Below are 18,107 nucleotides of genomic sequence, written 5' to 3'. Positions count from 1 at the left end.
TAGCCAGCTCATAATCGACGTCCTGTCATGCCGATAGGGTTCATTGAAGTGCCCTTTGTTGCTCGAAGTTAGGCATTGGGTTTGTTGCCAGTAACAGGAACTAGCTTATAGAGCGTTGCTTGCTCTGCGTCCGGTGTCAGGTTGGCAGACGCAGTGGTTTCCTCCACGACGCTTTTGACGGTGTTTACCGTACTGCCAACCGTCTCCTGAACCTCATCAGCGGTGTTTTGCACAGTGTGAACGGTGCTTTTTACAGTTCCGCTAATCCCCTCAGCCGTTTCTCGCACCGCTTCGTTGATCTCCTTGGCGGTCGTATTGACCCCAACCGCAACGCTCTGGACCGCATCGCCCACGCCTTTAACGGTTTCGTCAATGCCAGCGGTCGTTTTTCTGACGGTATTGCCAACGCCCCGCACAGAGGTGTTGATGCGATCGACAACGCCTCTGTTGGTCAGGGCGCCGGCAATGCCCCCTAGGGTGGCCCCTATCAAAGCCCCAATGGCCACCTTGGTAAACGCCTGACTGTTAGGACTGACGTTTCGCTCAGAGGAATCAGACCCATCCTCGACCGTTGGGGAAATTTGATTCCTATTCCTAGTGGTGACGGTTTCGTCGTTAGGTGTAGACATTATTTTCTCCTTGGCTTTTCATTGGGGCGGGTAGCCTCAAACCCTAGAGAGGCAGAGGGCTGGGGAGAAATCGTAATTTCTTCTTGAACAAATTTGTTGGCTGAGGTGGAATCGTCTACACCGCTTTGAATTTCAGCCTCTGATTTCCAGTCGTCAAGATTGACAGTCTCTGCCTCAATGACATCTAATACATCACTCATTTCTAAAGCAGGTTCATCAACCGCCGAAACATTAGCTGTCTCTGATGGGGAACTCACGACGGCTTGCTCACCCGCTAAAACAGGTTCTTCAACCGTTGCACTGTCAGTCGTCGGGCGCTGAGTGCCTTCAGCAATATCCTTAACGGCCTGGTTAATCTGCTCAGTGGTGGATTGAACAGCTTCAGCCGCGGTTGTCTTGACTTGTTGAGCCCCTTCGGTGATGCCCGCTGCTGCGCCCTTAACCGTCTGGTTCACCTTCTCAGTTGTAGTGTGCACCACGTCGGCAGTAGTCGATTTCGCCTGTTGAGTTCCGGTTGTGATGCTCTGGGCGGCGTCTTGGGCTGAGCCCACTACGGCATAGGTTGCTCCCTCACCCACGCTTCTGGCTGCATCGCCTACCCCTCGGGCAGCCTGGCTCAGGCCTTGACCAATGGTTTTAAAGGCGCGGCTTACCCCTTGGGCACTGTGGTCAAAGCCCTTGGAGGTTTTGCGATTGGCTAGAGCAGCAGCCAGTGTGCCGAGGGTGCCGCCCACTAGGCCGCCAACCAATAACCTGGTCAGTGTTGGGTTAGACTGGCCCTCTTGAGGCGGTTGGGGCGGGCTCTGCTCTGGTTTCACTTCGGTTTTGGCTTCGGTATCGATCGCGGGCTTGGCCTCTACCTCATAGACGTTAGTCGGGGGCACTTCACCATGAACTTTGACGGTGGGTGAAAAACTTGCCTCAGAGCTAGGGGGCTGAGCTTCGGTCTGAGTTTGGGTTGTGAATTGTCGCTCGCTATTCATAGAGACTCCTGATCTTGTTGATAGTTTTTGAGTGGTAATTCTGATTGTGATGGTGTCAGCAATTGTTATGAATTCGAAACAAAACTAACTTTTTCCCACCTCAAGAGCGAAACGATACAAAGGTCTAAGTAAGGGGTTTCTAACTGCTCTTTGCTACCGTTTGAATTCACTGTCACCCTACCAATGTGGATGACAACCTTGATGAAACTATGGAGGTAGATAAAAAAATCTTCAGGGGTAAATCGCGCGGGTGGAGAGGCGGCGATCGCGTTGATGCAGGTTTAAAGAGCAGCCCGCAGCTGACTAGGCCGTTAGCTAATGTCCATCAGCTACGCACAGTGGCGACCTGTAGAGTGACTACTGAGCTGAGCAATTACGACGAAACCTATCAACGCCTAAGCCTAGCGCTAGAGGCGATCGCCCATTTTTACGAAAAGTGGCAGATGGCAGAGCTGTCTCTGTTTGATTCTGTAGCCGATGTTTTTGCATCAGGGGGCAGGTGCCTTTGGTGCTGTGACTGATAACGTCATGGCTATAGAAGGCACCTGACTCCTTAGAGGTCTCAATCTACCTGTCGATGGCCCTAAAGGGCCGGTCTTTGACCATCGCGCCTCAGCAGACTAAACACCTCACCCTGCTCTGGAGTAATCAAAATCCCCGATCGCGGTATTGCAATCAACTGGCTCCAGGTCATCTGATCGGCATAGTTCAGCACATGCAGCTGATTGATGGTGGCACGCACCCCTTCCTGTGAGCCAATCACCAGATGGCGCAACCGCTCACGCCCCGGCTGGGCTTCAGGATTCGCCAGCAGCAGCGGATTGGTCGCCTCGCCTCGACGGGCAGACGACACCAAATATGGCAAACACAACATAATTCAGGGATTCCTTTGCTAACGGTGGGTAAGGAATCCCAAAAACTTGGCCGCCCCAGACATGTGCAGTTCAGGACGGCCAGGTAAAATCAACCTTAGCCTCCGAGACTGGTCGCTCAGTCGACGGGGTTAGCCGCTGGTTGGTGTTGGTAGCACCTTCCAGTGGCGTTAGACCAAATTTTTGGGAAGCTCAGACTGCACGCGGACAGCCATAGCTCAGTAAAGTACTCTATTCAGACGCCCAAATCAAGTCAAATTCGCTACAGAGCCTAGAACGTTGATTCAGGCCCACGTAGGTTGGGTGAAGCGCCAGCGTAACCCAACTGCCCTGATAGTTTCCTGCCCAACAACCTACCCTAAGCGCACGCAATCCCTCAACCACATCCATGCGCTACCGACGCGCCCAAACCTCAGGGGCCACCTACTTCTTCACCGTCGTTACCTACAATCGGCAACCCCTATTTCATCACGACGAAACCATAGTCCTACTCCGCAAAGCTTTTCACATCGTCAAAATAGAGTCTCCCTTCACCATTGACGCCATCGTCATCCTGCCCGACCACATCCACAGCATTTGGACTCTGCCCGAGGGTGATGCCGACTTTTCCTCTCGATGGAAGCGCATCAAAACCTGGTTTAGCCTGCAGTGCCCTAAAGCTTACAAACAACAACAATCAATCTCCCGCCTTCGCAAAGGGGAGCAAGCTATCTGGCAGCGACGGTTTTGGGAACATCAAATTCGTAATGAAGCCGACTTTAGGCAGCATGTGGATTACATTCACTACAACCCGGTGAAGCATAATCTGGTGAATAGGCCACAAGATTGGCCCTATTCGAGCTTTCATCGCTATGTTGCAGATAGAGTCTATCCGGCAGATTGGGGCGCGATAAGAGCGGTTGAGTTTGATGAAAATATTGGTCGTGAGTAAGGGATTAAAGCTTGGTTTGAGGGTGTTGGGTTCCACTGCGTTTCACCTAACCTACGTCGGCTAATAGGAAAACTCAGAACAGGAAAGCAGTAATCAACAATGTGATTAGAATTGCATTATAAATTGCGTGGTCGGCTGTGCTCGCGAATACTCCAGCTTCCTGTGCTTCTTGTTCATTGCCATTTTTTCTCAGATGCTGTTGATAAACATACCTGTAACGACAGGCAAAAAGAAATCCTGGCACTGAAAGGCTTAAACCTATACAAATGGGAATTCCCATAATTAGATGTGCCAAACCAAACTTAATGGAGTTAATTGTAATACCCTTCCAAGTATGGATACCTTTGCGGTACTTTTCCTCCTCCCATTTTGCCCAAGCAGGTAAGGCAAGAATCAGTAGGAGCCAAAGAGCAGGAATGAATACCCATCGAAAATCAACATAACTAACTCTACCTTCACTTCTATTGAGAACATCCAGAGTTTGAGTAGCAAGGTGCTCTTGAAAAGCATTTGCTGTTTCGGCAGCTTGATTTGCCATTTCAAGTGGCTGCGTAATTGCCCAATTACCTGAATTTGAAAACACTAACTGCCCCCATCCAAAACGAAGAAAGCTGGGGGAATAAATGTAAATTATTGAACCGATAATTATAGTAATAAAACAGATCGAAAAAGCCCGTATATAGCTTAAAATGCCGCTCCTAAAATACATTCTGCAAGAGGTTTTAATGTTCTTTCTAAATTCGACAAGAGCGGCAGGAATCAGTAAGATTGAAAGACCTGTGAATATTATATATAAGCCTCCTTGCAGAATTTGAGCAAAAAGAGTGCCTTTAGAAAAGACAATTAAAGCTAGCAGCATGCAAAAAATAATTGGAAATTGAAATTCAAGGTATATCAGGCGGAGATTTCCCCAAATAATTGGATGTAGAAATGCAAAGTATATCAAGCGGAGATTCCCCCAAAAGGTTCTCTTACCTGGTGCCCACTGATTCATCAAGTAGGAAAGAAGCTGATTATTCTTTTTGATAATTACGCTCTTGTCCCAAGCACAAGAAGGTTCAAGCATAGATTGCTGCTCTAAAACCTTGTCATAATTAAGAACGGCTTCCTCGTAACGGCCTAGTTCATGTAATGCTTTGGCTCGTTTGCACCAAACACAGTGATTACCTGTTTTAAGCTTTAAAGCTTGATCATAGCTATCAATTGCTTCTTCATAACGATTTAGATTTGCTAAAGCAATTCCTCGACTTGCCCAAGCCCAAGTACGGTCTGGTTCAATTGCAACCGCTTTGTCATAGCTATCAATTGCTTCTTCATAACGATTTAGCTTTGCTAAAGCAATTCCTCGACTTGCCCAAGCCCAAGCATGGTCTGGTCTGATCGCAACGGCTTTGTCATAGCTATCAATTGCTTCTTCATAACGATTTAGCTTTGTTAAAGCAAACCCTCGATCTGCCCAAGCCCAAGCATGGTCTGGTCCGATCGCAACCGCTTTGTCATAGCTAGCGATCGCAGCGTCAAATTCTTCCTTCTTAGCTAGTTGCAGTCCCTGCTGAAATAGTAGCAGTACTCGAATTGAATCAAGAGTTTGTTCGTTCTCAAGTAATTGATCTCTTTCTTGTTGGTCGAGATTCCAGTAATAGTCGTACTCAGCTTGAGAGGAGTCTTGCTCTTGATTCATACATTCAATCTTCTGAAACTACCTAATGGTTGCCCGATGGCATCTTGAGATCTACAAAGCATTTACTACAGATTCCGGATTCTTGATAGATGTGCTGAAACTCAAGCTACTTACACTGCATCAAATCGCTCTTGACACGAGCTACAACAATAGAAACTCGGTTCACATCACACGAGTTTACGATTTGCTACCTTGCTTTTCAGAGTCGAGCGTAATTACATCTTGATATCGCATAGCTGTCTTGTCTCTGCTCGCTCGATCGCACCACCTCCCGCACTGCAATCTCGCAGTCGGGAAACGCCAGGGGTGCGATCGCATCTCCTTCATAGAGCTTTTGCTCTATCCCATACTCTCTACTTCTGGTAAATCCATCCGTTCATCTGCGGCCAAAATGCCTGCTGCTACCATACGGTGATAGTCTTGCACGCTCAGCGATCGTGGGTCTATAGCAGCAGGCATAGGGCTAGGTAGGGGTGACGCTTGCTCCTGTTGTGGCACAGGCGTTTTGTTTCACAAGGAGATCAGTGGCCAAGGTTTAGGTGCCTTTTAAGGTAATGACTGATCGGTTCGGTAGCTCGACCCTTAGCTGGCCTAAACTAACTGTCTGTAGTGCAGCAGGTGGCGAAATACCTTCCCCTGCTCTGGCGCGATCGCCTATTGCAGCACCCCACCGCTTTATTGTCAGGGCTGCATCCTTTAGTGTGAGGCCGCAATGCTTTAGTGCAGCAGCGCAACATTCGATTGTCAAGCCGAAATGCTTTAGTGCGACAGCTCAACTTCCTATTGCAAGGCGGCAACATCTTAAGTTGCGGCGCGACAATGCTGCTGCGATCGCGCAACCTTTTAAGTTGTCAATACACAATGCTTCTGTCATAGAGCAACTTCGAATAGTCGCTCGTTACACTCTTACCTGCTCAGTGCACAATGCTTCTGTCATGGCAGCAAATCAATCATTTCTGCGCTGCATCACCATTGTTGTGCTAAAACTCGCTTCAACCTGGTGCAACATTCATCCAGTCTTTATCAAAACTGCTGGTGTCGGGTCGCAATCTTTCAAATTGAGGCTACATCGCTTCTCCGCACCGGGCATCTTGGCAATAGATGAGACAACGCCTCGCCCCAACCGTCGTCTCCCATCGCCTGACCTGAAACCTTTCGTCGCTCCCCCAAACCTCCGCCACCAGTCCTGAACTTTCTTCAGGCAGGCTATTTGCTCGCGTCCGTATATCAACCATTACCCAAGGTGTATCACCATGCCCGTCGTCAACATCACCCGTCGTCTGCTCAGCAAAACCATCAGCAACGACATTGACTCCCTCAACAGCCTCGGCACCGTCGAAGGCTATCGCCCCGTCCGCACCGACGCGTCGCCCGAAGCCCTCAAAGCTAATTTTGCTGCCATGCTGGCCATGCAACAAAAAGAAACCGAGCTGCAAGCGATGGTCAAAGCCGCCGCCGATGCCGCCCGCCAGGCCGAATGGGAGTTTCACAACTCGATTTTGGGCATGAAAGAAGCCGTGCGGGCTCAGTTTGGCCCCGACAGCAACGCCGCCCAAGCGATCGGCTACAAGAAAAAGTCAGAGCGCAAGCGCCCCCGCCGCCGCAGCGCCTAGCGATGCGTCCGTGCCGCCGCCGTGAACGCTAACAAAATACCCTCCTAGAGACCTGTGGCCCAGCCACGGGTCTTTTTTGATCGCTAGTCAACTCTGGCCGCATCGCCTAGCAACATCGGTTGAGAGCATAGCGGGGCAGACGCAACTTCTGGAAAACTTTCTCTCTACTGGTGGGCAGTGCCCACCCTACGGTGGCTACAGTCACCTGCTCACCATTGGTGTGACCCTTAGTCGGCTCCCATTGCCGGCATTCCGCTGCCCTGGCTGAGCTACGGGCGATCGGCGTTGCTAAACATTTAGACACGGCGGCTAGCGCTCAATGGTGAACCCATCGAAATGAGCTGATCCTGTATAAGGTTCAGTCTCTACCCCGGTAACTCGGGCACCCACTGGTCCTTGATGAGCCCAGTGCAGTAGGGCCTTGAGCTGGTCGCTGGTACCCATTGCCACAATTTCAACGGTGCCATCTGGCTGGTTGCGTACAAAGCCCTTAACCTTTAGCTGTTGGGCTGTCTGGCAGGTGTGATAACGAAACCCAACTCCCTGCACAGTCCCATGAATCACCGCTCGAATTTGTTCCATAGTCCCTGGTCTGTAGGTTGATCACGCCAAGATTTTCGCATAGGGCGTTTGCTCTACTCCGTACCCCTCACGCCCTGGCGATCGCAACCGCTGTCTCGAAATGCGCCTCAGCCCACTCGACTGAGGGCCACCGATACCGAGATTGATGCGATCGCCTTAAAATTCGGCCTAGTTGACTTCGCAATCTGCAATCATCGGTCAAAATAGAAATTCAGGTAAGGTTGAATATTCCACTTTCAAGTTGAATATCCGACTTTGGAAGTCAAGTTAAGTTCAGGTGAGGTTGATCATTCCCCCTGCCTTGAACGCCTACTCTGGCGATGATCTGCTAGATGGTGCATCGCGTTGCGGATGCACCCTACAGTTGACCACCCCCTTACCCATCCACCCCCTTACCCATCCACCCCTTCCCCCGTTCCATGGCAAAGTCCCCCACCTCTTCCACTACGATGACCGGCGCAGAGATTCGCCAGACGTTTCTGGAGTTTTATGCGGCGCGGGGGCACGCCATTAAACCAAGCGCATCCCTGGTGCCCGAAGACCCCACGGTGCTGCTCACCATCGCCGGCATGCTGCCCTTCAAGCCGATCTTCCTCGGCCAGCGCCCGGCGGATGTCGATCGCGCCACCACCTCACAAAAGTGCATTCGCACTAACGACATTGAGAATGTGGGCCGCACGGCGCGCCACCACACCTTCTTTGAAATGCTGGGCAACTTCAGCTTTGGAGATTATTTCAAGGAGCAGGCGATCGCCTGGGCCTGGGAACTGTCTACCGAAGTCTTCAAACTGCCCGCCGAGCGCCTGATAGTGAGCGTCTTTCGCGAAGACGACGACGCCTTTGCCATCTGGCGCGACCAGATCGGCATCCCCGCCCACCGCATCCAGCGCATGGATGAGGCCGACAACTTCTGGACCTCTGGCCCCACCGGCCCCTGCGGCCCCTGCTCGGAAATCTACTACGACTTTCATCCCGAGTTGGGCGACGACAAAATTGACCTGGAAGACGACTCGCGCTTTATCGAGTTCTACAACCTGGTCTTTATGCAGTACAACCGGGATGCCGAGGGCAACCTCACCCCGCTGCAAAACCAAAACATTGACACCGGCCTGGGCCTAGAGCGCATGGCCCAGATTCTGCAACAGGTGCCCAACAATTACGAAACCGACCTGATTTTGCCCATCATCAAAACAGCGGCGGAATTAGCAGGACTTGATTACGGCAAGTCTGACGAGAAGACGAAGGTTTCGCTGAAGGTGATTGGTGATCACGTGCGGGCCGTCGTCCACATGATCGCTGACGGCATTACCGCCTCCAACGTGGGTCGGGGCTACATTCTGCGGCGGCTAATTCGTCGGGTGGTGCGCCACGGGCGGCTGATCGGCGTTGAGGGCGCGTTTATTAGCAAAGTGGCCGAGGCAGCGATCGTCTTAGCAGAAACGCCCTTCCCCAACACCCGGCAGCGCGATGTCCAGATCAAAGCCGAACTCGATCGCGAAGAATCCCGCTTTCTCGAAACCCTGGAGCGGGGCGAAAAGCTGCTGACCGACATTCTCAAGCGCGAGAGCCAGTCGCAGACCCAGCAAATTTCGGGCACCGATGCCTTCGTGCTCTACGACACCTACGGCTTCCCCCTAGAGCTGACTCAGGAAATTGCTGAAGAGCAGGGCCTGACGGTAGACGCCGCCGGGTTTGAAACGGCAATGGAAGAACAGCGCCAGCGCTCGAAGGATGCCCACGAAACCATTGACCTGACGGTGCAGGGCAGCCTTGACAGCCTAGCTGAACACATTCACTCAACAGAGTTTTTGGGCTACAAAGACACCACCAGCGCTAGCAAAGTAGAAGCACTACTAGTCGGCGGGAAGTCGGTGGATCGCATTGAGGCGGGGCAGGAAGGGCAGGTGGTGCTCAACCAGACGCCGTTCTACGCGGAGTCGGGCGGTCAGGTGGGCGATCGCGGCTACCTGTCGGGCGATGACCTGCTGATCCGCGTCCATGACGTCAAGAAAGACGGCGACTTCTTCGTTCACTTTGGCCGAGTCGAGCGGGGTGCGCTGGCGGTGGGCGATCAGGTCACAGCCCAGATCGATCGCGCCTGCCGTCGTCGTGCCCAGGCCAACCACACCGCTACCCACCTGCTGCAAGCAGCGCTGAAAAAGCTGGTCGACCCCGATATTTCCCAGGCTGGTTCTCTGGTTGCCTTCGATCGCCTGCGGTTTGACTTCAACTGCCCCCGCGCCCTGACGGCTGACGAGGTGCAGCAGGTCGAAGAACAGGTGAATAGCTGGATCGCCGAGGGCCACCAGGGGGAAATCACCGTGATGGCGCTGGAAGAGGCCAAGGCCAAGGGCGCGATCGCCATGTTTGGCGAGAAATATAGCGCCGAGGTGCGGGTGATCGACTTCCCCGGCGTGTCGATGGAGCTGTGCGGCGGCACCCACGTCAGCAACACTGCTGAAATTGGCCTGTTCAAAATCATCTCTGAGGCCGGGGTAGCCTCTGGCACCCGCCGTATTGAGGCCGTTGCTGGCCCCGCCGTGCTGGAGTATCTCAACGTGCGCGATGCCGTGGTGCGCGATCTGAGCGATCGCTTTAAGGCTAAACCCGAGGAGCTGAGCGATCGCGTCACCACCCTGCAAACCGACCTCAAGACCGCCCAGAAAGAGCTAGAGGCACTGAAGTCTGAACTGGCGGTGCTGAAGTCTGACCAGCTGCTCGACAGCGCCGAAGCCGTGGGCTCTCTCAAAGTCATTGTGGCCGAGCTAGAAGGCGTCAGCGCCGAAGCCCTCAAAACCGCCGCCGAGCGCCTGCTGCAAAAGCTGGGTGCTGGAGCCGTGGTGCTGGGTTCGGTGCCTGAGCCTGAGAAAGTCAGCCTGGTCGCCGCGTTTAGCCCCGAGGTGATAGAGCAAAAGCTGCAGGCGGGCAAGTTTATCGGCGGCATTGCCAAGCTCACTGGCGGCGGCGGTGGCGGACGGCCCAACCTGGCTCAGGCGGGCGGACGCGACGCCAGCAAGCTGCCTGAAGCGTTGGCGAGTGCGAAGGCGCAGCTGCTAGAGACGTTGGTCTAGCGCTAAGCTCATAGCGGCAGTCTATCAGGGCAACACCCATGGGCGATCGCAAAGCCTCAGCCGACCTCGGAACCACCGAGGACTCTGACTCTTCCAAAAAGACGAAAAAAGCCAAAAAGAAGGCCAAGCAGCAGCGCAAAAAGGATCGGGCGAAAGGTTTGGAGCCACCTGTCTTTCACTACATCTCTGAGTCGGAAGGCAGCTCGAAGCTAACCAGCAAATTCTATGAGAAAGAGCTGGCCCGCCTGCAGGTGGAGCTGGTGAAAATGCAGTACTGGGTCAAGCACACCGGCAGCCGCATCGTCATTTTGTTTGAGGGGCGCGATGCGGCGGGCAAGGGTGGCACCATTAAGCGCCTCACCGAGCAGCTCAACCCGCGCGGCTGTCGAGTGGTGGCCCTGGGGACGCCGAGCGATCGCGAAAAAACCGAGTGGTACTTTCAGCGCTACGTGGCCCACCTGCCCGCCGCCGGCGAAATTGTCTGCTTTGACCGCAGCTGGTACAACCGGGCCGGGGTCGAGCGGGTGATGGGCTTTTGCACCGACGCCCAGTACGACGAGTTTATGCACACCTGCCCCGAGTTCGAGCGCATGCTGGTGCGATCGGGCATCATTCTGCTGAAGTACTGGTTTTCGGTTAGCGATGACGAGCAGGAGCGGCGGTTTCAGTCGCGCCTGACCGACCCTGCCCGTCGCTGGAAGCTCAGCCCGATGGATCTGGAGTCGCGCGATCGCTGGGTGGAGTATTCTCAGGCGAAAGACGCCATGTTTGCCCACACCAACATTCCCGAAGCGCCCTGGTTCACGGTCGAAGCCGACGACAAAAAGCGGGCTCGGCTCAACTGCATCAGCCACATTCTCAGCAAGATCGACTACGTCGATATGACCCCCGAGCCCCTGGAGCTAACCCCGCGCCGCAGCGCGCCGGATGACTACGAGCGCCCCCCGATCAACGAGCAGTTTTTTGTGCCTCAGCGCTACTGAGCGGTCGGCAAGCCGCCGTTAGAGGCTACAGTTCGGCAATCAGCGCTTTGATGTCGGGTAGCTCAAAAAACGCGCTGGTGGAGGTCAACAGGCGATCGCCCCAGAGGTTGGTCTTCAAAAATTCGATGTCGGCATAGCGGCTGTCTTGCTCCAGGGCTTCGGTGCCCAGGCGCACCGCCTCTTGGCAGGCGGCGCTGCTGGCTCTAACCACCGCTACTCCGCAGTTTTCTTGGGCGTGCAGGGCGGCGGCGATCGCCAGCTTGGGCTCGGGCTCATTGCCCGCCAGCTCCAGGCTAGAGCGCCAGTACTCCACGGCCCGTTGCGCCTCGCCCTGCTCATAGAGCACCAGGCCAATGTTATTCACAGAGGGCCAAAAGTCCGGCTCCGCCGCCACCGACTGCTCAAACCGGGCGATCGCCTGGGGATATTGACCTAGCTTGAAGTAGGTGTTGCCTAGGTCAAACAGAGCGCTGGGGTTGTTGGGCTCAATCTGTAGCCCCTGCTCCAGGTAGCTGGAAGCTAACTGAGGGTTGTCTTGCTGCAGGTAGGCCGAGCCCAGGGCAAACAGCACCCGAGCGTTGTCGGGCAACAGGCTACGGGATTTTTCTAGCAGCGGTAGCGCCTTGTCGACCTCATTGTTTTGCAGGTAGAGCCCGCCCAGCAGGGCCAATACCTGGCCGTCGTTGGGGGCCAGCTGCGCCGCTAGCTGGGCCAGGGCCAAAGCTCGCCCAAACTGCTGAAACTCTGCTAGCTGCTGGGCCTCGTTGGCGAGAAACAACCCCTGCTCAGTCATCAAGTCGTAGTCGAGGGGCAGCACGTAGGGGGTCAAAGCCTGGGAGTGGGCCGGCAGGGTAGCGCCGAGCAATCCACAGAGGGTGAGCAGGGGCAGGAGAGAGCGTTTTAGCACGGTAAACTTCGCAGGTTAGATAGCAGAACTATATAGAGTGTACGTTGGTTACGGGTCAGCGCTATGGTCACCCGACCACTTCTGAGCAGCTCGGGCATTGCGCCGCCACATGGCCGGTTTGATGCGCCGCAGGGCCGAAGCCCGAAATCGACTGTCCCAATCTGCTTCTGATAGGTTAGCTAAGTCGTCTAGGTTTGGGGCCAGATGCTCGGGGCGGGCTTGAAATTCATCGACGGTGGTGGGCTGAGCAAAGCGCTGGTTCCAGGGGCAGACATCCTGGCAAATGTCGCAGCCCGCCACCCAGTTTTGCAGGTGAGGGGCGATCGCCTCTGGCAAGGCTTCATCACGGTTTTCAATGGTGTGGTAGGCAATGCAGCGGTTGGCGTCAACCACGTAGGGCTGGGTAATCGCTCCGGTGGGGCAAGCCTCCAGGCAGCGAGTGCAGGTGCCGCAGTGGGCGGTGTGGGGCGGGTCAGGGGCCAAGGACAGGGTCGTCACCAGCTCCCCCAAAAACACCCAGGAGCCGTATTGACGAGTGATCAGGTTGCCGTTTTTGGCTATCCAGCCCAGGCCCGCCTGCTGGGCCCAGGCCTTATCCTGCACCGGGCCAGTGTCAGCGTAGTAGCGCACCTGAGTCGTTCCCTCCTCAGCCGTCGTCAGCCAGTCGGCCAGAGCCTTAAGGCGCTTGTGCAGCACCCGGTGGTAGTCGCGACCCCAGGCGTAGCGCGAGATTTTGCCGTGGCTCGGATCTTGGGAATGACGGTGGGGGGTGTAGTAGTTGAGGGCCACGCAGATCAGCGATCGCGCCCCCGGTAGCACCTGGCGAATGTCCTGCCGTCTGGGATTTGCCATCCAGTCCATATCGGCCTGGTGGCCTTGGTTAAGCCAGGTTTGCAGATGACCCACGGCGGCGGTTTCAGATGGGCTGGGCTCAGGTTCCACAGCAGCAATGCCCACTAAGTGAAACCCCAGGGCTAGAGCCTGGTCAATCACCGCCTGGCGATCGGGCAAACCAGCCGCTTCAACCATTGACACATCTATCCTCAAACTCCTCGATCACTTTAATAGTAACTACTGCCTAGCCCTCCTAAAGACGACCCAGGGCTCAGCCCAGAGCCGCCTAACCCAGGCCAATTAGGTTGCGAATAGCGAATGCCCCTTGACAAGGGTATGAACAGAGCATAGTTTGTACCATGCTGTAGTTAGCGTTGGCATCGGGTGCTGCCCCCCATATCTGTTATTGTCGGTTCAATTACCGTCAGCCCAACTCACCCAGGCAAGGGCGCTTATGTTTAAGCTTTTCACTAAGTTCGACTACCTGCTGCGCGAAACCTTTTTGGGGCTGCGGCGCGGCGGCTGGATGAACTGGGCGGCCATCAGCACCATCACCGTGCTGCTGTTTTTATTTGGCATTAGCCTGCAATCGACCTGGCAGCTAGAGCGGCTGCTCAACCAGTTTGGTAGCCAGCTTGAGGTATCGGCTTATTTAGAAAGCGGCTTTCAGGCCAGCGATCTAAAGCCAGTAGTCGAGGGCTTCCCCAACGTAGTGGCGGTGACCCCAGTGACCAAGGAAGTGGCCTGGGCGTCTCTGGTGGCCGACCTGGGCCTGTCTGATATTGCCGGAGCCACCGACCAGCTCAAGGGCAATCCCCTAGTCGACGAACTCAAGGTTAAAGCGAAGGATTCTGAGTCGGTGCCGGCGATCGCCAGTCAGCTCCAAAGCCTCGATGGCATTGACGAAGTGCGCTACGTCGACGAAGCCGTCACCCGCCTGGCCCAGCTCAACGACGGCCTCAAGTGGACCAGCCTATTTGTCATCACTATTCTCACCCTCACCGCCACCGCCGTCATCACTACTACCATCCGCCTGATTGTGCTGGCCCGCAAGCGCGAGATCGAGGTCATGCAGCTCGTCGGAGCTACCCGCATTTGGATCTATTTGCCCTTCATTTTGCAGGGGGCCACCTTTGGTCTAGCCGGGGCCACCGTAGCCTGGGGACTGTTGTTTACCATTCAGCGCTTTTTAACCGAGCTGGCCACCCAGCAGGCCGACTTCATTCAGTTTGTGGTGCAGGGGCTGAGGCTAACACCCCAGCAGCTAATTTTGCTGCCTGCGGCACTGCTGGGGCTGGGTACTCTAGTAGGGTTAATGGGCAGCTTGCTGGCAGTTCGCAAGTTTTCGCTGCGATAACTCTTCTCCATCCCCTCCGCGATGCCGTCCTCAAATAAAGTGTTAGAGTCTGCCCAAATTGGCCATAATAGCTACGGAGCAATGGGCGGTCTGCATACCGTCAGCGAGGCATCGGTATGAGTACAGTGCTAATTGTGGACGACAGTTCAACCCTGCGAGAAATGATCGCCGGGCTGTTGATTAAGGCAGGCTTGACGGTAGTGGAAGCCAAAGACGGCGTAGAAGCCCAGGAGATGATTCAGGCGACGCCTCCCGATCTGGTGGTGCTCGACATTGTCATGCCCAACATGAATGGCTACGAGCTCTGCCGCTGGATCAAAAACACCGCCGCCACTCAAAACATTCCCGTCATTATTTGCTCTAGCAAGGCCGAAGAGTTTGACCGCTACTGGGGCATGAAGCAGGGGGCCGATGCCTACATCACCAAACCCTTTCGCCCCGCCGATATGATCAGCACCGTCAAGCAGCTATTGCGCTAGGACTCAGCTACCGAGACTGTAGCTAGGCTGCTGTGAGCTACCCTTAGCTCACCTAAACCGTCGACGGTCACGCGTCCTCGGTGGGTATTTTTTCTTCCAGGTTTTCCTTGGATATTTCTTCTTCCAGGTTTTCCTTTAAGGCCTCCAGTACCGCTAGGGGATCGGTGGAGAGTTGCATCATGGCCGCCTCGTGGTCGTAGCGCTGGGCGATATCGGGCAGATCTTCGCGCAGCTCTTCCAGTAGGGCAATGATCTTGGCAATTTTCTTCTCCGACAGCAGATTGAGCTGAAGCATTAGCTGGGTGCGCTGTTCGGCAAAGCTTTCCTGGCGGTTTTGGCGAATCAACACCCCAGTCGAGATCAGCAGCGACGCTGCATCTAGTCCCTGATCCGCCCAGCCGAAGGTGGGTAGTTCAAAGGGCAGCAGGCTGGTGTGGTTAAGGGCGTCGCCACCAAGCCAAAAGCCTAGACTCAGCAGCAGCAGGTACAAGAACCCAGGTCGACTAAACCACGAAGCCACCACCTCTAAAACTCGCTCGGTGGCCGAGGCCTTCTCGGCTTCCTGGCGGTGAAGGGTAATAATTGCCTCGATGTTTTCGGCAATGGGGTCAGGCAGGGGAGCCGTCAAAATGCGCTGCTTGGGACGACGGCTAAACCAGGTCTTTGACGATGTAGTGGCAGCCGACTCGGTGGAATTAGCCATGGGAAATCGGGTAAACGGTTAGGAGTAATAAGCTTTCTATATCGGCAGGGCGCTCTTCGGAGCCAAAAGCGATCGCCTCAGGAGCCCCAGCGTCATAGCCACAGCCGGTTGCGGCATAATACTGCCGCCAAGAACTGATCTCGACTAGGGTGGCTGTATTTTATCAAGGGGGCCGAGGGATGAGTGGGGGTTAGGCAGCGAGGTTTTTAAGGAATGGGGCAAATCTGGATATGCTGTTTGCACAGGCTTGCAGTACTATTCCGTAGGTTGGAGCGCTGAGTAACTTTGGAAAACGAGCCATGCAGCGTTTATTCTGGCTGATTTGTCCTCGAAATCTTTAGTAGACAGCTTGCCAGAGGCTTTGGCCACATCTCCTAAGGAGGAACTTTAATTGGCTAGCCCGATTGTGTTAGCGGTGTTTAACGGTAAGGGAGGGGTGGGCAAAACCACGACTGCCGTTAATTTGGCAGCGGTGTTTGCGGAGACGCGATCGGTGCTGCTGGTCGATGCTGACCCCCAGGGATCGGCCCTATGGTGGACGGGCCGCAGCCCGGTTGAGCTGGGCTTTGAGGTGAAGACAGAAATCAACCCAGCTCGGTTAAAACGGCTCAGACAGGAGCACACCCATGACCTGATTGTGGTGGATACCCCACCGGCACTGGGGTCAGCAACCCTGGCGGCGGTGATTCCAGCGGCGGATTATTTGCTGCTGCCCACGCCCCCGGCACCCATGGATTTGGCCGTGCTGATTACTACAGTGAATGAAGCGGTATCGCCCAGCGGGGTATCCCATCGAGTATTGTTGACGAAGGTGGATTCCCGCAGCGTCGGCGAAGCCATTGAAGCCCAGAACACCCTGCTGGAGCTAAAAATTCCCGCCTGTAATGCGTTTATTCGTGCCTACAAAGCTCACGAGCGGGCCGCATTAGAGGGGCTGCCGGTGCTCAAGTGGCGCGGCAAAAACAGCCAGGAGGCCCGTTCTGACTACTGCCGAGTTGCCGAAGAACTACAGCGAGACTGGACCCAGCCATGACGAAAAAAAGCCTTTCCGATCTACTTAAAGAAGAAGTGAATAAGGCTGACGCCCCAGACCCTGCGATCGCCCCTCAAGCTGAGGCTGACGAAACGCCCGCAGCTCCCAAGGCTGCGCCTAGCCGCCGCGCTTCCCGTTCTGGGTCTTCTCGCCGCACCGCTGCCAGCCGGCAGCCGGCTAAGTCCGAGGACAAAGCAACACCCGCCCCCAAGGCTAAGGCAGAGGTTGCGGCGGCTAAGCCCCCAGCCCCAGTAGAGGTCGCGGCGGCCGAGCCTCCAGCCGCAGCAGAGCCTCCGATCGCCCCCGATGTTGACCTAGTCCAGCGGGTGAGTGCCCTAGAGAAAGACCTGGCCACCGCCGCAAAAGACAAAGCCCATCTGGAGAAAACCATTGCCGGGCTGCAAAAAGATCTCGAAACCCAACAGGGCCGTCTTTTTGAGCTAAAGGATAGCCTTGCTCAGGCAGAGGCAGCCACCAAGACCAAGGCCGAGGCGTTGACCAAAACCCAGGCCGAGCTGGATGAGGCCAAGAAAACCATTCTGAAGCTGGCCGAGACCCCGGCCCCCCCTGCTGCTCCAGCTCCGGCAGCGCGCCGCACCTCTGGAGCAGACATTACGCCCCGCCGCCCCATAGAAACCAAGGATAGGCCCACCTACCATCGGGGAGTGCCGGAGTACAGCGTTCAGAAGGGGCAACCCAATCCGATGCTGACCGATGCCGACATTGGCTGGGTTGATTAGAGGGCAGAAGACTCAGGGTTTGAGGTGCGGCATTTAGGGTTGCACCTCAAACCTAGGGCATAGGCGATCGCAATCTAGCAATCTCTCAAGCCAAAACTGACCGGTTACTAGAGGTTTAGGGTTCAGGGCTTAGGGTTCACGACCCACCCCGAACCAGATACCCTAAACCTTAAACCCTGTTAGTCAGAGCTTGTCACCATCAGCCTGGTCAAGTACTAGTCAGTGAGTGGCTGGCCGACTTGTCGCTAGACAGTGTAGTCAAACAGGGCATCGAGGTAGATGCGGTTGACATCGCGACGACCTTTAGCGGCCGCTCGTTGACTATCGCCCTGGTTACTTTGCATCAAAAACAGCGATAGGGCAGCGCAGAATACGCGGTGCTGACTCCATGCGGGGTTGCCATCTAGGTACACCTGAAGCGCGTTGTAGAGGTCTTCCGGCACTTCGGCCATGAGGCTAACTTTGGGAGTGCTCATGTTGAGGGTCATAGGGCGCTGCCTTGGTAAGGGGAGATGAACTGTAGCGATCGCGACGGGACACAATCCAGCAGCCTGGCGCTGAGGCCAGCCGTGGGGATAGGCAGCATAAAGCCGCCCACAGCAGTCAGGCGTGAGAGATTCAACGCCTGTCGATGCAACACTCTGTCTGCTAAAAGAACACGGGAATTCGTCTAGGCCAACTCTGCCCAGGGCAAAACCGGAGTGCTATA

General features: G+C 55.1%; 18 protein-coding genes. 8 read left to right on the top strand and 10 right to left on the bottom strand.

The features are described 5' to 3' along the window. Nucleotides 1-68: 68 nt before the first annotated feature. The 3 genes from H6F75_RS24215 to H6F75_RS24205 all read right to left on the bottom strand — a co-directional run bounded on the left by H6F75_RS24215 (nucleotide 69) and on the right by H6F75_RS24205 (nucleotide 2,486). Entirely contained in the window at nucleotides 69-629 is a 561-nt protein-coding gene (locus H6F75_RS24215; protein ID WP_190755346.1) for a hypothetical protein, read from the bottom strand. Further along, nucleotides 629-1,612 carry a hypothetical protein gene (locus H6F75_RS24210; RefSeq protein ID WP_190755344.1) on the bottom strand — a complete coding sequence of 328 codons (984 nt, stop codon included), beginning with the start codon at nucleotides 1,610-1,612 and terminating at the stop codon, nucleotides 629-631. The genes H6F75_RS24215 and H6F75_RS24210 overlap by 1 nt, the downstream gene beginning before the upstream one ends. A 583-nt stretch (nucleotides 1,613-2,195) precedes the next feature. Then, entirely contained in the window at nucleotides 2,196-2,486 is a 291-nt protein-coding gene (locus tag H6F75_RS24205) for a hypothetical protein (protein WP_190755342.1), read from the bottom strand. A gap of 386 nt (nucleotides 2,487-2,872) precedes the next feature. Here H6F75_RS24205 and H6F75_RS24200 point away from each other — a divergent pair, with 386 nt between their 5' ends. Continuing rightward, nucleotides 2,873-3,415: a transposase gene (locus H6F75_RS24200; protein ID WP_190755340.1), complete on the top strand. Its 543-nt coding sequence runs from the start codon at nucleotides 2,873-2,875 to the stop codon at nucleotides 3,413-3,415. A gap of 73 nt (nucleotides 3,416-3,488) precedes the next feature. On the opposite strand, the gene H6F75_RS24195 is transcribed toward H6F75_RS24200, so the two are convergent. Continuing rightward, nucleotides 3,489-5,096 carry a tetratricopeptide repeat protein gene (locus tag H6F75_RS24195; RefSeq protein ID WP_190755338.1) on the bottom strand — a complete coding sequence of 536 codons (1,608 nt, stop codon included), beginning with the start codon at nucleotides 5,094-5,096 and terminating at the stop codon, nucleotides 3,489-3,491. A gap of 1,253 nt (nucleotides 5,097-6,349) precedes the next feature. On the opposite strand from H6F75_RS24195, the gene H6F75_RS24190 reads away from it, so the two are divergent. Further along, a complete protein-coding gene (locus tag H6F75_RS24190) occupies nucleotides 6,350-6,709 on the top strand; it encodes a hypothetical protein (RefSeq protein ID WP_190755336.1) in 360 nt (119 codons plus the stop codon). A gap of 309 nt (nucleotides 6,710-7,018) precedes the next feature. On the opposite strand, the gene H6F75_RS24185 is transcribed toward H6F75_RS24190, so the two are convergent. Continuing rightward, a complete protein-coding gene (locus H6F75_RS24185; RefSeq protein ID WP_190755334.1) occupies nucleotides 7,019-7,291 on the bottom strand; it encodes an acylphosphatase in 273 nt (90 codons plus the stop codon). 419 nt (nucleotides 7,292-7,710) lie between these two features. Between H6F75_RS24185 and alaS the strand changes: the two genes are divergently transcribed. Together alaS and ppk2 are read left to right on the top strand one after the other, a co-directional pair. Beyond that, nucleotides 7,711-10,362 carry an alanine--tRNA ligase gene (alaS, locus tag H6F75_RS24180; RefSeq protein WP_190755332.1) on the top strand — a complete coding sequence of 884 codons (2,652 nt, stop codon included), beginning with the start codon at nucleotides 7,711-7,713 and terminating at the stop codon, nucleotides 10,360-10,362. Nucleotides 10,363-10,400: 38 nt separating this feature from the next. Continuing rightward, the gene (gene ppk2, locus H6F75_RS24175; protein ID WP_190755330.1) at nucleotides 10,401-11,345 is read left to right on the top strand and encodes a polyphosphate kinase 2; all 945 of its coding nucleotides are present in this window, start codon (nucleotides 10,401-10,403) and stop codon (nucleotides 11,343-11,345) included. 25 nt (nucleotides 11,346-11,370) lie between these two features. Here the strand turns inward: ppk2 and H6F75_RS24170 are convergent, their stop codons facing one another. Next, nucleotides 11,371-12,252, bottom strand: a complete 882-nt coding sequence (locus H6F75_RS24170; RefSeq protein WP_347710704.1) for a tetratricopeptide repeat protein — start codon at nucleotides 12,250-12,252, stop codon at nucleotides 11,371-11,373. A gap of 48 nt (nucleotides 12,253-12,300) precedes the next feature. Then, the gene (gene queG / locus H6F75_RS24165) at nucleotides 12,301-13,281 is read right to left on the bottom strand and encodes a tRNA epoxyqueuosine(34) reductase QueG (protein ID WP_190755328.1); all 981 of its coding nucleotides are present in this window, start codon (nucleotides 13,279-13,281) and stop codon (nucleotides 12,301-12,303) included. Between the two features lie 259 nt (nucleotides 13,282-13,540). Here queG and H6F75_RS24160 point away from each other — a divergent pair, with 259 nt between their 5' ends. Beyond that, a complete protein-coding gene (locus H6F75_RS24160; RefSeq protein WP_190755326.1) occupies nucleotides 13,541-14,443 on the top strand; it encodes an ABC transporter permease in 903 nt (300 codons plus the stop codon). Nucleotides 14,444-14,559: 116 nt separating this feature from the next. Further along, complete coding sequence (locus tag H6F75_RS24155; protein ID WP_190523112.1) at nucleotides 14,560-14,922, top strand: response regulator; 363 nt, start codon at nucleotides 14,560-14,562, stop codon at nucleotides 14,920-14,922. A gap of 67 nt (nucleotides 14,923-14,989) precedes the next feature. On the opposite strand, the gene H6F75_RS24150 is transcribed toward H6F75_RS24155, so the two are convergent. Beyond that, nucleotides 14,990-15,625 carry a DUF1003 domain-containing protein gene (locus H6F75_RS24150; protein ID WP_190755324.1) on the bottom strand — a complete coding sequence of 212 codons (636 nt, stop codon included), beginning with the start codon at nucleotides 15,623-15,625 and terminating at the stop codon, nucleotides 14,990-14,992. A 391-nt stretch (nucleotides 15,626-16,016) separates the two neighbouring features. Between H6F75_RS24150 and H6F75_RS24145 the strand changes: the two genes are divergently transcribed. Then, complete coding sequence (locus H6F75_RS24145) at nucleotides 16,017-16,658, top strand: ParA family protein (RefSeq protein WP_190755322.1); 642 nt, start codon at nucleotides 16,017-16,019, stop codon at nucleotides 16,656-16,658. Continuing rightward, nucleotides 16,655-17,398, top strand: coding sequence for a hypothetical protein (locus H6F75_RS24140; RefSeq protein ID WP_190755321.1), 744 nt, complete (start codon nucleotides 16,655-16,657; stop codon nucleotides 17,396-17,398). The genes H6F75_RS24145 and H6F75_RS24140 overlap by 4 nt, the downstream gene beginning before the upstream one ends. A gap of 245 nt (nucleotides 17,399-17,643) precedes the next feature. Here H6F75_RS24140 and H6F75_RS24135 read toward each other — a convergent pair whose 3' ends face one another. After that, the gene (locus H6F75_RS24135; RefSeq protein ID WP_190755319.1) at nucleotides 17,644-17,886 is read right to left on the bottom strand and encodes a DUF2811 domain-containing protein; all 243 of its coding nucleotides are present in this window, start codon (nucleotides 17,884-17,886) and stop codon (nucleotides 17,644-17,646) included. Beyond that, nucleotides 17,883-18,038, bottom strand: coding sequence for a hypothetical protein (locus H6F75_RS24130; RefSeq protein WP_190755317.1), 156 nt, complete (start codon nucleotides 18,036-18,038; stop codon nucleotides 17,883-17,885). The genes H6F75_RS24135 and H6F75_RS24130 overlap by 4 nt, the downstream gene beginning before the upstream one ends. Nucleotides 18,039-18,107 lie beyond the last annotated feature (69 nt).

This window comes from Nodosilinea sp. FACHB-131, assembly GCF_014695395.1.
GTDB lineage: Bacteria > Cyanobacteriota > Cyanobacteriia > Phormidesmidales > Phormidesmidaceae > Nodosilinea.
Note: the sequence above shows the minus strand (reverse complement) of the source record. Positions and strands in the feature narration are given on the sequence as shown.